The sequence below is a fragment of the Streptomyces sp. MMG1533 genome (assembly GCF_001279775.1).
In the GTDB taxonomy this organism is placed as follows: domain Bacteria; phylum Actinomycetota; class Actinomycetes; order Streptomycetales; family Streptomycetaceae; genus Streptomyces.
This window is the reverse complement of the sequence record NZ_LGDG01000036.1, coordinates 1-14896: the sequence shown is the minus strand read 5'-3', so window position 1 is coordinate 14896 and position 14896 is coordinate 1. Positions and strand designations below refer to the sequence as shown.

Genomic DNA, 14896 nt, shown 5'->3' with positions numbered 1-14896 from the left:
GTGTCCGTCCTCGGAACGGCGCGGAATCGGTCTTCTGCAGGGGCGAACGTGTTGACGCGCCAACCGCTGCGGGCGGACACCCCCCGACACGTCCCCTTGGCGCCGTACGCGGGTGCGGGGGCGTACACCCGAGACGGGCGCAAACCGGGCAGCTGAAGCCGATGCGACTTCCGTCCCGCGGATGGCGTACACTGAAGACACAACGACGCGGGGTGGAGCAGCTCGGTAGCTCGCTGGGCTCATAACCCAGAGGTCGCAGGTTCAAATCCTGTCCCCGCTACTGAAGGCCGAGGGCCGGAATCCGAAAGGGTTCCGGCCCTCGGTGCATGTGTGGGCAGTCTCGCGCCCCTTGTTACGAGGGGTGATCGGTTGAGCGCCCTCCGCATAACAACTGACATACCGTCATTACCTGTGAGGTTGCCGAGGCTTGGTCAACTCGCCCGTTTTTCGCCGGTCATGGGACGTTAGTCCTCCGCGGAAAGGTTAATGATCAAGTGGAACAGCTTGGAATCGGGGGCCCGCGTCTATTAACGTTCGATAACGCAGCGCGGTCGTCCCAGCCGTCACAAGAGTCGGCTCCGTGCGCACGCGCCGAATTCCGCAAGGGAACCGGGGAACCACCACCTTGGGGTGAATCGCGCGGATGCCACCGTGAAGTCACGGGGGGTATACGCGCGTAGGAGACCTTCCTGCTCCGAACCCGTCAGCTAACCCGGTAGGCGAGAAGGAAGGAAAGGAGCACGCCCACGTGGCGTCCAACCGGCCTGCCCCAGAAGCCCCGTTCGTGCCGAGCCAGCGCGACAGCGAGACCTTCGGCTACGGCGAGTACCGCACCGACGAGGGCCCCTGGACGGAGTGGAATCCCACCGAGGAGTCCCTCCGGCCCGTACGTGGCCGGCATCGCGTAGCCAAGCAGCGTGGCGGGCTCGCCCGCAGCTCCACCGTTCTCGGCGTAGGCGTCATAGCCGCCGTCGGCGCGGGCGGCATGGCCAGCGCGCAGACCGGCAAGCCGCCGGTGTCGATCTCCATTCCCGACCTGCCCAACGTGGGCTCCCTCATCTCCGACGACTCGGACGCCGCCGACGGCTCCGCCACCGCGCTCAGCAGCGTCGGCGTGACCTCGACCGACACCGAGCAGGGCACCGCCGACGCCGGCGAGGCGCTGCGTGCCCGGATCATGGCCCAGGCGGAGCAGCAGCAGGACCAGGTCGAGAGCAAGGCCGCCGCCGACGCCGTGGCCGCCGCCGAGAAGCAGGCCGCCGAAGCCGCCGCCAAGGCGGAGAAGGAAGCCGAGGCCAAGGCTGCCGCCGCGAAGCAGAAGGCGCAGGAGGAGGCCGAGAAGAAGGCCGAGGCCGAGCGCCTCGCCGAGCTGGCCAAGCAGTTCACGCTGCCGACCTCCTCGTACACGATCACTTCGACCTTCGGCCAGGCCGGCTCGCTCTGGTCCTCCGGCTACCACACCGGCCTCGACTTCGCCGCGCCCACGGGCACCCTCATCAAGGCCGTCCACAGCGGGACGATCACGCAGGCCGGCTGGGACGGGTCGTACGGCTACAAGACCGTGCTCACCCTCGACGACGGCACGGAGCTCTGGTTCGCCCACCAGTCGTCGATCAGCGTCAGCGTCGGCCAGAAGGTCAACACCGGTGACGTCATCGGGCGGGTGGGCGCGACGGGGAACGTCACCGGGGCGCACCTGCACCTCGAGGTCCACACCAGTGCTTCCGACTCCTCCGGCATCGACCCGATGGCGTGGCTGCGGAGCAAGGGCCTCAACCCCTGACACCTGCTCATTCTCTGAATCCCGGCGCTCCTGACGGCAGCTTCGCCTCGTCAGGGCCGCCGGGCAGGTGTTTACGGGGGTCTTGCGGGCGCTCGTGGAATGAGTGGAATGACGGGATCCGAAGCGGTCGTTGAAGGGGAGCATGACTTCCCCTTCGCTTCGCAAGCTCGGCTCCTCGGACCTCGAGGTCTTCCCGCTCTCCCTCGGCGGCAACGTCTTCGGCTGGACCGCCGACGAGGCGGCCTCCTTCGCCGTCCTCGACGCGTACGCCGCTGACGGAGGCGGAGCTCGCGCGGTTGACGGAGGCTTCTGCCTGATCCTGGGGCGGGCGCTTCCGGGTGTCCCGGTGTCCGGCGGTGCCGAACGCTTTTGGGCTACGTCCGGTACGGGTTGTAGGAGTAGGAGGGATACGGCACCGCCGGATACGCCGACGCCGCCGGGTACCCGTACACCCCGTACACCGGCCACGGCGGTGCGACCACCGCCACCGGCGGTGCCGTCGCCCGTGCCGCGTGGTCCAGCGCGGGACGCGCCACCTCCCGGCGCCACCACAGCTCGGCCAGCAACTCCCGTTCCCGTACGGCGAAGTCCGCCTCGGCCCGCCCACGACGCCCCCGCTGCCGCAGGAACGCCAGCGAGGTCGCGTACGCCTCGTACTGCGCCACCGCCCGCGCCGCGGGCCGCCCGAAGTGCTGCCGGGCGTAGTCGCGGGCCAGCCGCCGTGCCCGCATCGAACCGAGCGCGTACGGCTCGGCCGGCGTCAGCCAGCCCGCCACGGTGTACGCGGGCAGCTCCTCCCGTACGGTCTTCAGCTCACGCTGCCTGGTCCAGATGACGAGCCAGGTCAGCAGCCCGAACGCGGGGACCATGAAGGCCGCGTAGACGGCGAAGAACCCGTACTCGCCGAACGTCGACGAGCCGTTCCAGATCGCGTGCATGCCCATCGCGAGCAGCAGCCCGGACAGCGGCAGCAGCACTCGTCGCACGTGCTGGTGTTCCGCCGAGAGCGCGGAGATGCCGAAGCCGATGCCGGTGAGGACGGTGAAGAGCGGGTGCGCGAACGGCGACATGATGATCCGCACGAAGAAGGTCGCCGCCGTGACGGAGGCGATCCCGGTGTCGCCGGTCAGCTGGTCGGTACCGAAGGCGGTGCCGAGGTAGAGGATGTTCTCGGTGAAGGCGAACCCGGTGGCGGTGACCCCGGCTATCACCACCCCGTCGACGATCCCGGTGAAGTCGCGTCGCCGGAAGAGGAAGACGAGTAAAACGGCAGCGGCCTTGGCCGATTCCTCCACGACCGGCGCTATGACGGTCGCGCCGAGGGTGTCCGCGCTGGAGGGATCCGCCGTGGCCGTCGCTATCCATCTGGTCGCGAAACTGTTGGCGATGATCGCTATCAGCGCCGCCGCGCAGGCCCCCCAGGCGAAGGCGAACAGCAGGTTGCGCCAGGGGCCGGGCTCGACCCGGTCGAGCCACCGGAAGGCGGCCATGAGGAGCGGGACGGGCAGCACGGAGAGTCCGAGCCCGACCAGGAACCCTTCGGTGCCGGTCTGTTCGCGGACCAGGGCGAGGATGACGAGCCCGGAGAGCGCGAGCAGCGTGCTCAGCGCGCCGTAACGCACCCACTTCTTCTGCCACCAGTGCGCGTGCCGCAGTGCGCCGCCGGTCGGATCACCGGGGTGCGTCGGGTAGGGAGGAACGGTGGCCACGGCATTGACCCTAACGAGGCAGTGGCGCCGCCCGCAGGGGGAGAGGGGGGTCAGACGCCGGTGGGGGGCTGGTCCTTGTGCTCTACGCGACGGAAGAGCAGGTCGTTCACGACATGTCCCTTCTCCAGTCCCTGGCCCTCGAAACGAGTCAGCGGCCGGAACTCGGGACGCGGCGCAAAACCGCCCTCCGGCTGCGTGTTCTCGAAGGCGGGGTGCGCCGTGAGCACCTCGAGCATCTGCTCCGCATACGGCTCCCAGTCCGTCGCACAGTGCACGATCGCGCCCGGTCCGAGCCGGGTCGCGGCGAGGTCGAGGAACTCCGGCTGGATCAGCCGCCGCTTGTGGTGCCGCTTCTTGGGCCAGGGGTCGGGGAAGTACACGCGGAGCCCGGCGAGGGAGTCGGGGGCGAGCATCTCGCGCAGCAGGATGATGGCATCGCCGTTGCCGACGCGGATGTTGGACAGGCCCTGCTGATCGGCGAGATTGAGCAGATTGCCCTGCCCAGGGGTGTGTACGTCCACGCCGAGGATGTTGGTGTCCGGGTCGGCGGCCGCCATGCGGGCCGTGGCCTCCCCCATCCCGAACCCGATCTCGAGCACGACGGGATTGCCGTTCCCGAACAGCTCACCAAGATCGACAACTCGCTGCCCGTCGATGTCGAGCCCCCACTGGGGCCACAACCGCTGCAACGCATCCGCCTGCCCCGCCGTGACCCGACTCCGCCGAGGCTGAAAACTCCGAATCCGCCGCTCAAAGTGCGACCCCGCAGGATCAGCAATGGGCCCGTCGGGGAAACGAGGCTCCCCCTTGGCCCGAACATGCCGGACGGAGACTCCGGGCGCGTGCGGAGTGCGCCGGCCGGGGTCGACGTCGGCAGCCGGGCGGGTTTCGGGGGCATTGAGGAACTCAGACACAGTGAACCCGATTTTACGACCCCAGCCGACCCACCCACGCTCCCGTCCCCGGGGCGGAGCCCCCACGAGCCCCCACCCCCTCCGGCATGCGAGCCCGAGCGCCGCCGAGCGCCGCGCCGCGCATCTGAGGGCTTCGCCCCGGAGGGGTGCAGGGGGCGCAGTTTCCGCCGGGGGCCTGGGGGGGCGATCCCCGCGAGGACCGTGTATCTGGGGGCTTCGCCCTGGAGGGTGCAGGAGGCGCAGTTCCCGTCGGGGCCTAGGGGCGATCCCCGAGAGCGCCGCGTGCCTGGGGGCTCCGCCCCGCAGGGGTGCAGCGGATGCAGTCCCCGCCGGGGGCCTAGGGACGAACCCCGAGAGCCGCGTGCCCGGGGGCTCCGCCCCGCAGGGGTGCAGCGGATGCAGTCCCCGCCGGGGGCCTAGGGACGAACCCCGAGAGCCGCGTGCCCGGGGGCTCCGCCCCAGAGGGGTGCAGGGGATGCAGCCCCCGCCGGGGCTCAGAGGGCGACTCCCGCGAGGGGTGCAGGGGACGTAGTCCCCGTCGGGGGTCAGGGGGCGATCACCGCGAGGACCGTGTACCTGGGGGCTCCGCCCTGGAGGGGTGCAGGGGGCGCAGTCCCCGCCAGGGCCCAGGGGGTAACCCCCGCGAGGGGTGCAGGGGACGTAGTCCCCGCCAGGGCCCAGGGGGTAACCCCCGCGAGGGGCGCAGGGGACGCAGTCCCCGCCGGGGTTCAGGGCGGAGCCCCTGGTGGGGTCGAAGGGGCGGAGCCCCTGGGGATGGGACGGGTAGGGGCGGCGGGGGCGAGAACAGGTCGGCGGTAACCACAGCGCCGGGCACGGGACCCGTCACACGGACGACAGCGCGGCCAACGCCCGCCGAGCCACCTCCCGCCCCACCGGCAGCGAGGCCGTCGCCGCAGGCGAAGGAGCGTTCAGCACATGCACAGCCCGCGCCCCCTCCCGGATCAAGAAGTCGTCCACCAGCACACCGTCCCGAAGCACCGCCTGCGCCCGCACCCCCGCAGCCGCCGGCACCAGATCCCTCTCCTCAACCGCCGGCAACAACCGACGCACCGCCTCGACGAACGCCCCTTTCGACACCGACCGCCGCAGCTCCCCCGCCCCGTACCGCCAGTGCCGCCGGGCCATCCGCCACACCCCGGGCCACCGCAGCGTCTCCGCCACCTCCCGAGGCCGCACCACACCCCACGCGTACCCCTCCCGAGCCAGCGCCGGCACCGCGTTGGGTCCGACGTGCACATCCCCGTCGATCCCCCGCGTGAGATGCACGCCGAGGAACGGAAACGCCGGATCCGGCACCGGATAGACCAGTCCCCGCACCAGCGCAGGCCGCGCCAGCGAGTAGTACTCCCCCCGGAACGGCACGATCCGCATCCCCGGCTCGTCCCCGGTCATCCGCGCGACCTCGTCGCAGTACAGCCCGGCGCAGTTCACCAGCACCCGCCCCCGCACGACGTCCCCGCCCGCCGTCCGAACGGCCACCCCGAGCTCCGGCCGCCGATCCACCCGTACGATCCGCGCCCCGTACCGGATCTCCGCCCCCGACGCCTCGCCCAGCCGCCGCGCGACCTCGGCGAAGTCGCACACACCCGTCGTCCCGACGTGTATCGCGGCGAGCCCGCGCACCTCCGGTTCGTACTCCGCGATCTGGGCGGCGCCCAGTTCCCGGACCGGAATGCCGTTCTCCCGGCCGCGCTGCACGAGCGCGTGCAGGCGAGGCAGCTCGGCCCGGTCGGTCGCGACGATCAGCTTTCCGGTGACGGCGTGCGGGATGTCGTACTCCGCGCAGAACTTGATCATCTCGGCGGCGCCCCGCACGGCATACCGCGCCTTGAGCGAGCCGGGCCGGTAGTAGATCCCGCTGTGGATCACCCCGCTGTTGCGCCCGGTCTGGTGCCGGGCGGGCCCGGCCTCCTTCTCCAGCACCGTCACCCGCGTGCCCGGCGCGGCGCGCGTGATCGCATACGCGGTGGACAGACCGACGATCCCGCCGCCGACCACCAGCACGTCACAGTCGAACGCGATCTCCCGCACCTGCACCACCTCCCGGCTTCGATAGTGCACTGCGCCACTGACAATGCGCTCAAACCCGGGAGGCGGACGGAGTAGCCCGGCTCAGGCAGGCGTCATGAGCAGCGGCCGCGCCCGCTCCCGCAGCTCGACCACGCGCGGTTCGTCGCCGTACGGCTCCAGCCGGTGCAGGAGGTCCTTCACGTACTCGGTGGTGCGGGCCGAGGAGATGCGCCCCGCGACCTCCACCGCTCGTACGCCCTGCTCGCATGCCGCGTCGAGATTGCCGGACTCCAGCTCGGCGACCGCCGACACGACGAGGCGGAGGCCGTGCGAGCGTACGAATTCCTCCGTCGGCTTCGACAGTGCCTGCTCGGTGAAGCGGCGGACCTGGCGCGGTGCCTTCAGGTCGCGGTAGCACTCGGCGGCGTCCGCGGCGAAACGGTCGTACGAGTAGAAGCCGAGCCAGGACGGGTCGCTGTCGCCGTCGCGGGCCCGCTCCAGCCAGCCCTCGGCGGCGCGCAGGGCGGCGCCGGCCGCCTGGGCGTCACTCGCGCGCGCGTGGGCGCGTGCCTCGACGAGGCGGAAGAAGCTCATGGTGCGGGCGGTGGCGAGGCCCCGGTTGCGTTCCAGGGCGGCCTGGGCGAGGTCGACGCCCTCGTCGCCGAAGCCGCGGTAGGTCGCCTGGAGGGACATGGAGGCCAGGACGTACCCCCCGAGGGGGACGTCGGCGGCAGCGCGCGCGAGGCGCAGCGCCTGGATGTAGTACCGCTGGGCCGCCTCCTGCTGGCCCGTGTCGAAGGCCATCCAGCCCGCGAGGCGGGTGAGCTCGGCGCTCGCCCCGAAGAGGGCCCTGCCGACCTCGTCCGAGTAGGAGCCCAGCAGCAGCGGGGCCGCCTCCACACGCAGGCATTCGGGCACCATCGAAGAACGCCAGTCGCCGCCTCCGTACTTGGAGTCCCAGCGCCTGGCGTCCTCTGCGGCCTCCCGCAGTTTCTGCACATCGCTGTGGCCGACTTTGAGCGGTGCGCCGGAGCCCTCGCCGGGGTTCACATCGCGCGCCACCGAGCTGTCGGCCGGGGTTATCAGCCACCGTGAGGCAGGCGTTGCGTATGCGCTTACCGCGAATGATCCGGCCAGCGACTGCCAGATGCCGCCGGACCCTGCCCGGCGTCCTGCGAGGTCGAGTCGGTACAGCTCCGTCGCCGAGCGCACCGCCTGTCCGACGTCTCTGGGGAAGGCGAGGCCCACTTCGGGTGCGGGATCCGCGTCCGCCAGGCCGATCTCGTGGAGCGGCACCGGGCGGCCGAGCTTCTGCCCTATGGCGGCGGCGATGAGGTGCGGCGCAGCGCCCTGCGGCACCATGCCCTTCGATACCCAGCGCGCCACCGAGGTCTTGTCGTAGCGAAGAGTCAACCCGCGTTGAGCGCCAAGGTCGTTGACGCGTCGTGCGAGTCCTGCGTTGCTGATTCCCGCGAGGGCGAGAACGGCGCCGAGTTTTTCGTTCGGCCCGCGTTGCTCCCTGGACATTGCGCCACCCCTCGACACAGACGGCTGCCGCGCTGGCATAACCACGCGGCATTCGTAAACCCAGCGTAGTTCGCCGCATCCCAAGCGTTAAGGGGCATTGTTCCGGATGGCGGGATTGTGGTCCGTACTGAAGTGCGGGTCCGATACGCGCAGTTGCATCGTGCTCCCGTTGTGTGGCCGTGCGCCTGTGTGTGCGCTCTTCTCCGGCCACTGCGGGAGCGGTTCCATGGGCCGTGCGTGGGTCGGCCCGCTGTACTGGATCCAGTGGGCTGGGGGACACCGCCGCCTACATCCCCGCGGGTGGCGGAACGGCCCGGGGGGCGAACTCCGTCTCCCGGGCTGCGCGCTCGCCGGGGCGGTGGGCGGAGCATGTACGGAGCGTGTGCAACGCCGTTCCGTTGACGCCGAATTGGCCGAAAATCGACCCTTCCCTGCGCGGGCCATCAGCCCTCCCACCATGGAACTTGAGGGCGCGCAGGGTGTTTTGGGGGAGCGTATCGGGGGCGCATTCGCGTCGCAGTCATTCTGTCGCAGCCCCTCGATCATTGTGCCGTCCCCCTCTCGATGGCCCCTCGATCACCCCTCGATCTTCTTGCCTCGCCCGGGTGTTCGACGGGTGCAAGTGTCTGCGCCGGGGCGCATTCCGGGGAGCACAAGCGGCCCCACCGCCTCTCCGGTGCGCCTCCTTCATGGCAGCATGGTGCCGAGTTCGTACGGTGCACTGGTTGTCCACAGCCTGTGGAGGCGTCGATGCGGTGGTTGGTGGGGTGGAGCAGCACCGCCGCGAGGGCAGCCGAAGCCGGCTCCGCGGGGGCGGTCGGACACGACGGCGAGACCCTGCACCCGGTGGGCTCCCACCTTCTGTGGGGCGACCCCGATCCGCTGTGGGCGGTCGGCGACTGGCGCCCGGACGAGGTGCGGGTCGTGAAGGCCGACGCGCAGACCCGGATCGCGGTCCTCGGCATCTGCGGGGCGACGGACGAGCAGCTGAGGGTCGGGCTGTTCGCCGCGCGCGGAGGCGCGCTCAGGCATCTGACGGCCTGGCCGGGCAGTTACACGGCCGTCGTCCAGGTGGGCCGCCGGATCACCGTCTGCGGCGACCTGGCGGGCGCACGCCCCGTGTTCCACACCCCCTGGGCCGGCGGCACCGCCTACGCCACGGCCGCGCTCCCGCTCGCCGACCTCATCGAGGCCAACCTCGACTACGGCCACCTCGCCGCGCTGCTCGCCGCCCCCGACGTACCGGCCGCGCTGCACGACTCCACCCCCTACGAGGGCGTACAGCGCATTCCGCCGGGGCACGCGCTGATCCTGCGCGCCGGGGCGCGCGAGATCGCCGGCTACGAGCAGGTCGCCTCCCTCGCGGTGGCGGCGCCCTCCGCGGACCCGGACCGCGCGGTGGACGCCGTACGAGACGCGCTGGTCGAGGCGGTACGCGTGCGTCTGTCGGCTCCTCGGCACGTCCCCGGCGCCGACATCGACCCCGGCCCGGTTCCGGGCATGGGGCCCGCGGAACGGCGTGCCGCGCGCGGGATGCCCGTTCCGGGCATCGGGGCTGACCTGTCCGGGGGACCCGCCTCGGGAACGCTGGCCCTGCTCGCCGCCGGCCTCCCGGGCATGCCGGGCACAGTGCTGGGACACGGCACGGGCGCGGGGGAGCGGCTGCTGGCCGTCACCTTCAACGACCTGGCCGTCGGCGGCCGGGAGTCCGAGCTGGAGCGGGCGGGCACGCTCGCGGCCAACCCGCGCCTGCACCACGTGGTGGTGACCGGCGGCGAGGAGACCCTCCCGTACGCCGAACTCGACGGCCCCCTGACCGACGAACCCGGCCCGTCCCTGGTGACGGCGGCCCGCCATCGCGCGCGCCTCGCCTCCGGAAGCGCGGACCACTTCACCGGCTACGGCGCCCGCCAGGTCCTGGACGCCCACCCGGCCCGCCTCGCGGACCTCCTGATGGACCGCAAACGCCGCCACCTCGTACGTCCCGTCGCCGCGCTCGCCAAGGCGGACGGCTCGGTACTGGTCCCCGCGCGCGTGTACGGCGCCGCACGGCGCCTTGCCCGTACGCCCTACCGCGCCGGTCTCGAGGTCCTCGCCGACCGCCTCATGCAGCGCCGCTTCGACGAACCCGGAGGTGCCGTGGGGGCGTCCCTGTCCGCGCTCGCCTGGGCCAGACCGGGCCCGGCGGCGCGCTGGCTCACCGGCGAGGCCCTTGCTGAAGTATCGGTTCGCCTCCAGGGCGCGACCCACCGCTCCGGGGTCGGCCCGGGCCAACGCCCCGGCGACTTCCGCGCGCGCGGAGCCCTCGCCCGCACCGCGGCGGACCTCCGCATCCTGGAACAGGCGGCCGAGATCCGCTTCCAACGCCTGCACGCCCCCTTCCTCGACAACCAGGTCGTCCGCGCCTGCCGCGCCCTCCCGGAGGCGCTGCGGGTCCAGCCGGGCGCACGGGCAGCGATTCTGCGTACGGTCCTGGAGGGCGCCGGCGTCGCCGACCTCCCCCCGGGCTGGGGCGCCCCCACCCACGCCTCCTCGGCCGCGGCCGCCCGCACAGGCCTGCGCGTGGCCGCGGACTCCCTGATGGCGCTCTTCGGCACACCGCTGCTGGCCCAGGCGGGTCTGGTGGAGGCCCGGGTGGTCCGCAAGGCCCTGCGCGCGGCGGCCGAGGGCGAACCGCTGCCCCTGGACGGCCTCGCGGACCTGGTCTCCCTGGAGCTGTGGCTGGGCCGCCTCCTCGCCCGCCGAGGCACCTGCTGGACCGGCACCCCGGCACGCGCGCGTGCGGTACCGGAGGGGATCAAGCCGCAGCGGGGGGCGTTGGGGGCGGGCGCTTCCGGCGGGGCGGCGCTGGCCTAGGGCGCGTGTCCGTCCGCGCAAGCCGCGGGCAGTCGTGCCGCCGGGGCGGCACGGGTGGGCACGGGCGGCACCCCGTGGCGCCGGGCTGCGCGACCCACCTCCCCAGCACCAACGCCGGGTACCTCCACCGCGCCGGGCGACTCACCCACCCCCGGCCTGCAAACCCCGTGCCCCGCACAGCGACCCCGGCGACAATGACCCGGTGCGGTACAGAATCCTGGGCGTCACCCAGGCCGAGGACGAGAACGGCACCGTCGTACCCCTCGGCGGCCCCCGCCTCCGTGCCCTCCTTGCCGCCCTCGCCCTCCGCCCCGGCCGCGTCACCACCCCCGACACCCTGATCGACGAGGTGTGGTCCGGCGCCCCGCCCCAGGACGCGCCGGCCGCCCTCCAGGCCCTCGTCGGCCGCCTCCGCCGTACCGCCGGCATAGGCAAGGCCGCCGTCGCCTCCGAGCCCGGCGGCTACCGACTCGCCGCGACCGAGGGCGACGTGGACCTGTTCGTCTTCGAGCGGTTGGTACGCCAGGGCACCGACGCCCTGAACCACGGCGACGCCCCCGCCGCCGCCCGAGCCCTCGACGCCGCCCTCGCCCTGTGGCGCGGCCCCGCCCTCGCCGACCTCCCCGACCGCACCGCCGCCACCCGCCCGGAGGCGCTGCGCCTGGAGGCGACCCGTGCCCGGATCGCGGCGCACCTGCTGCTGGGCCGAGCCCAGGACGTCGTACCGGAGCTGAAGGAGCTGACCGCGGCGCATCCGTACGACGAACCGCTGCGCGTCCTCCTCATCCGCGCCCTGCGCGACACCGGCCGCGCCGCCGACGCCCTCGCCGCCTACGACACCGCACGCCACGCCCTCGCCGACGGCCTCGGCGCCGACCCCGGCCCCGAACTCCGCGCCCTGCACACCGAACTGCTCGCGGCACCCCCGACGGCCGTACCGCGCCCCCAGCCCCCCGAGCGCACCGGCAACCTCCGCCCCCGTCTGACATCCTTCGTCGGCCGGGAACCCGAACTCGGCGCCATCCGTTCCGAATTGCACAGGGCCCGTCTCGTCACCCTCACCGGACCGGGCGGCTCCGGAAAGACCCGTCTCGCCGAGGAAGCCGCCGCCGGGCTGCCGCAGGCATGGCTGGCCGAGCTCGCCCCGCTCGACCGGCCGGAGGCGGTGCCAGGCGCGGTGGTCAGTGCGCTCGGTCTGCGCGAGACCGTGCTCATGACCACCGAGCTGACGGCCCCGCAGGACGACCCCGTCGCCCTGCTGATCGAGTACTGCGCCCCCCGCAGCCAACTCCTGATCCTTGACAACTGCGAACATGTCATCGGCGCGGCAGCCGACCTCGCCGAGACCCTCCTCACCCGCTGCCCAGGGCTCACCGTCCTCGCCACCAGCCGTGAACCCCTGGGCGTCCCCGGCGAGTCGGTCCGCCCGGTCGAACCCCTCCTCCCCGACCAGGCACACCGCCTCTTCGCCGAGCGTGCGGCCGCCGTCCGTCCCGACGCGGACGCCGGGCTCGGTGACGAGGAGGCCGTCGCGGAGATCTGCCGGCGGCTCGACGGACTGCCGCTCGCCATCGAGCTGGCCGCCGCCCGGCTGCGGCTGCTCACACCCCGCCAGATCGCCGACCGCCTCGACGACCGCTTCCGCCTCCTCACCTCCGGCAGCCGCACGGTCCTGCCCCGCCAGCAGACCCTGCGCGCGGTCGTCGACTGGTCCTGGGACCTGCTCGACGAGCGGGAGCGGACGGTGCTGCGCGAGATGTCCGTGTTCGCGGGCGGCTGGGAGCTCGACGCGGCGGAGGCGGTCTGCACCGGCCCGGTCGCGGACCTGCTCGGGGCGCTCGTCGACAAGTCCCTGATCGTGGCCGCCCCGAGCGACCGCCCCGGCAGCGACGGCATGCGCTACCGCATGCTGGAGACCATCCACGAGTACGCCGTGGAGCGTGCCGCCGAGTCCCCCGGGCTGCGCGCCGCCGCCGAGCGCCGGCATCGCGCATGGGTGCGCGCGCTCGTCGAGGAGGCCGAGCCGCTGCTGCGCTCCGCCGCGCAACTCCCCTGGATCTTCCGCCTGGAGACCGAGCTGGACAACATCCGCGCGGCCCTGCACCGCGCGCTGACGGCCGGTGCCGAGGAGGAGGCCGGCGCCCTCGTCCTCGCCATGGGCTGGTTCTGGTGGCTGCGCAACTACCGCCACGAGGGCGTGGAAGGGTGCGACCAAGTCCTGCGCCTCGGCGTGGCCCTGGACACCGTCGGCAGCGACGCCCGGGCCTCCTTCCCGACCGCCCTGCCACTGCCCTCTCCCGACCCCGTCGACGCCTTCCTCGCCGCCCCGGAGGGCGAGGCGCACCACCCGCTGCACACCCTGCGGATGAGGCTGCGGATGCTGCACCTCTTCCTCAAGGCCGAGACCGAGACGATGTACGGGCAGTTGGACGAGCGGATGCAGCGGTACGTCGGACGCGTGCGGACCTTCTTCGAGAAGGGCGGCCCGGAGGCAGCCCGGATGCCGGGCCTCGCCTGGCCACTGACCACCGTCTTCCTGGGCGACCCGGTGGACGCGGCGCCCGCCCTGGACACCGCGGTCGCCAACTGCCGTGCACACGGCGGTGACTGGGACATCGGCGTCATCCTGATGTTCCGTACGCACATGGTCGTCGACGCGCCGGGCGGCTTGCAGGGCGTGGACGACGACCTCAGGGAGCTGCGGGCGCTCAGCCGGCGTGTCGGCGACCGCTGGCTGTGGGCCCAGGTGTGCAGCGCGGCGGGGGAGGCCGACATGTCGCGCGGGCGTCTGGACGAGGCCAAGGGGGAGTACGAGGAGGCGCTGCGGCTCGCTTACGAGGTGGGTGCCCACACCGAGACGCCGTTCCTCCTCGCGCGGCTCGCCGAGATCGCCTACCGCGCGGGCGACCGCGGGGCCGCGCTGGCCGTGCTGGACGAGGCGAGTGTCGCCGCCGACCGGTATGGCGTACCGGACTCCCGGGCGTTCGTCCTGCTGCTGCGTTCCCTGATCGCGCTGGACGAGAAGGACGTTCCCCGCGCGCGCCGACTGCACGAGGCGGCCTGCGCGGCCGCCGCGTCGGCCACGCCGCCGCCCCAGTTCACGGCGATGCTGAACCTGGTCGACGGGTTGGTGACGGCCGCCGAGGCGGGCCCGGAGCACGGACTGCCGAAGCTGCGCGAGACGCTGCGCGAGGCGGTGGAGAAGCGGTGCGCCGACGCGGTCACAGCGGCGGTCGTGGACAGTACGGCGGACCTGCTGTCCCGGCTCGGCGACCACCCGCGCGCGGTGCGTCTGTTCGCGGCCGGCGAGCACTGGCGCGGCGGCCATCCGCGGCCCATGCCGGAGCGTGCGGCCGCCGAGCGGGCCGAGGCCGCCGCCCTGGCCGCGCTGGGCGCCGGGCCGTACGAGACGGAGCACGCCACAGGCGTGGCTCTCACCGTCGACCAGATCCTGAGCGACCTCGGCGAGGCGGTGCGCGACCACCTCGCCGTACGTCCCTAGGAACAGGTGAACTTCGACTCCGCCCAGTCCGCGAGCGCCAGGTCGTCGAAGTGGCTGTGCGGCTCGACCACCAGCCGTACGGTCTTGTGCCCGGCGAGATTCACATGGACGGGCACCACCGCGTCCCCGCCCTCGACCATCCCGGACCGCCACAGCTGGATGCCGTCGGCGTAGACCGAGAAGTACACCTCGCCCAGCCCCGCCGTCATGTCGTCGACGCCGACCAGCGCGTCGTAGGCGGAGCACCGGCGGTTGAGGTCGATGGTGACGGAGGAGCGGCCGTCCACGGCCCCGCCGTGCGGGTACTTTTTGTCGGCGATCGAGCCGCCGTACCGCTGCCACCCCCAGCTGCTCCCGCCGATCCGCATCTCGGGCTCGGTGCCGTCGCCGGTGATGTCGTACGACAGCTCGCTCCACTGGTAGACGGCCGGGGCGGGCGGCGGCGGGGTGGTCGGCGCGCGGGTGGGTGTCGGTGTGGGCGTCGGTGTGGTTGTCGGCGTCGCAGTGGGGGTCGGCTCGGGCGTCGGGGTCGAGGCGGGGTTGGGGGTCGGAGTGGGGGTGGGCGTCGGCGTCG

General features: G+C 72.8%; 8 protein-coding genes, 1 tRNA gene, 1 pseudogene and 1 riboswitch. Of the genes and pseudogenes, 5 read left to right on the top strand and 5 right to left on the bottom strand.

Features of this window, described 5'->3' with window-relative positions; genetic code table 11:
* Positions 1–206 precede the first annotated feature (206 nt).
* From ADK57_RS06860 to ADK57_RS50935, 3 genes and pseudogenes are all read left to right on the top strand, one after another.
* Positions 207–280: transfer RNA gene (locus ADK57_RS06860), tRNA-Met, on the top strand.
* Positions 281–579: 299 nt separating this feature from the next.
* A riboswitch (cyclic di-AMP (ydaO/yuaA leader) is annotated at positions 580–737 on the top strand.
* Between the two features lie 11 nt (positions 738–748).
* Positions 749–1783 (top strand): M23 family metallopeptidase, encoded by a 1035-nt coding sequence (locus ADK57_RS06855; RefSeq protein ID WP_053748452.1) that lies wholly within the window; start codon positions 749–751, stop codon positions 1781–1783.
* Between the two features lie 142 nt (positions 1784–1925).
* Positions 1926–2066: pseudogene (locus tag ADK57_RS50935) on the top strand (aldo/keto reductase); the annotation flags it as partial.
* A gap of 91 nt (positions 2067–2157) precedes the next feature.
* Here ADK57_RS50935 and ADK57_RS06850 read toward each other — a convergent pair.
* The 4 genes from ADK57_RS06850 to ADK57_RS06835 all read right to left on the bottom strand — a co-directional run bounded on the left by ADK57_RS06850 (position 2158) and on the right by ADK57_RS06835 (position 7964).
* Positions 2158–3492 carry a PrsW family intramembrane metalloprotease gene (locus ADK57_RS06850; protein WP_053748451.1) on the bottom strand — a complete coding sequence of 445 codons (1335 nt, stop codon included), beginning with the start codon at positions 3490–3492 and terminating at the stop codon, positions 2158–2160.
* Positions 3493–3542: 50 nt separating this feature from the next.
* Positions 3543–4406, bottom strand: a complete 864-nt coding sequence (trmB, locus tag ADK57_RS06845; protein WP_053748450.1) for a tRNA (guanosine(46)-N7)-methyltransferase TrmB — start codon at positions 4404–4406, stop codon at positions 3543–3545.
* A gap of 843 nt (positions 4407–5249) precedes the next feature.
* Positions 5250–6467, bottom strand: a complete 1218-nt coding sequence (lhgO, locus tag ADK57_RS06840; RefSeq protein ID WP_053748449.1) for an L-2-hydroxyglutarate oxidase — start codon at positions 6465–6467, stop codon at positions 5250–5252.
* 72 nt (positions 6468–6539) lie between these two features.
* Positions 6540–7964 carry a hypothetical protein gene (locus ADK57_RS06835; protein ID WP_053748448.1) on the bottom strand — a complete coding sequence of 475 codons (1425 nt, stop codon included), beginning with the start codon at positions 7962–7964 and terminating at the stop codon, positions 6540–6542.
* Between the two features lie 750 nt (positions 7965–8714).
* Between ADK57_RS06835 and ADK57_RS06830 the strand changes: the two genes are divergently transcribed.
* Both ADK57_RS06830 and ADK57_RS06825 read left to right on the top strand, forming a co-directional pair.
* The gene (locus ADK57_RS06830; protein WP_053748447.1) at positions 8715–10820 is read left to right on the top strand and encodes an asparagine synthase-related protein; all 2106 of its coding nucleotides are present in this window, start codon (positions 8715–8717) and stop codon (positions 10818–10820) included.
* Between the two features lie 202 nt (positions 10821–11022).
* Positions 11023–14322, top strand: a complete 3300-nt coding sequence (locus tag ADK57_RS06825; RefSeq protein ID WP_053748446.1) for a BTAD domain-containing putative transcriptional regulator — start codon at positions 11023–11025, stop codon at positions 14320–14322.
* Here the strand turns inward: ADK57_RS06825 and ADK57_RS06820 are convergent.
* A partial coding sequence (locus ADK57_RS06820; RefSeq protein WP_199830492.1) for an NPCBM/NEW2 domain-containing protein occupies positions 14319–14896 on the bottom strand: 578 nt, incomplete at its 5' end. The genes ADK57_RS06825 and ADK57_RS06820 overlap by 4 nt on opposite strands.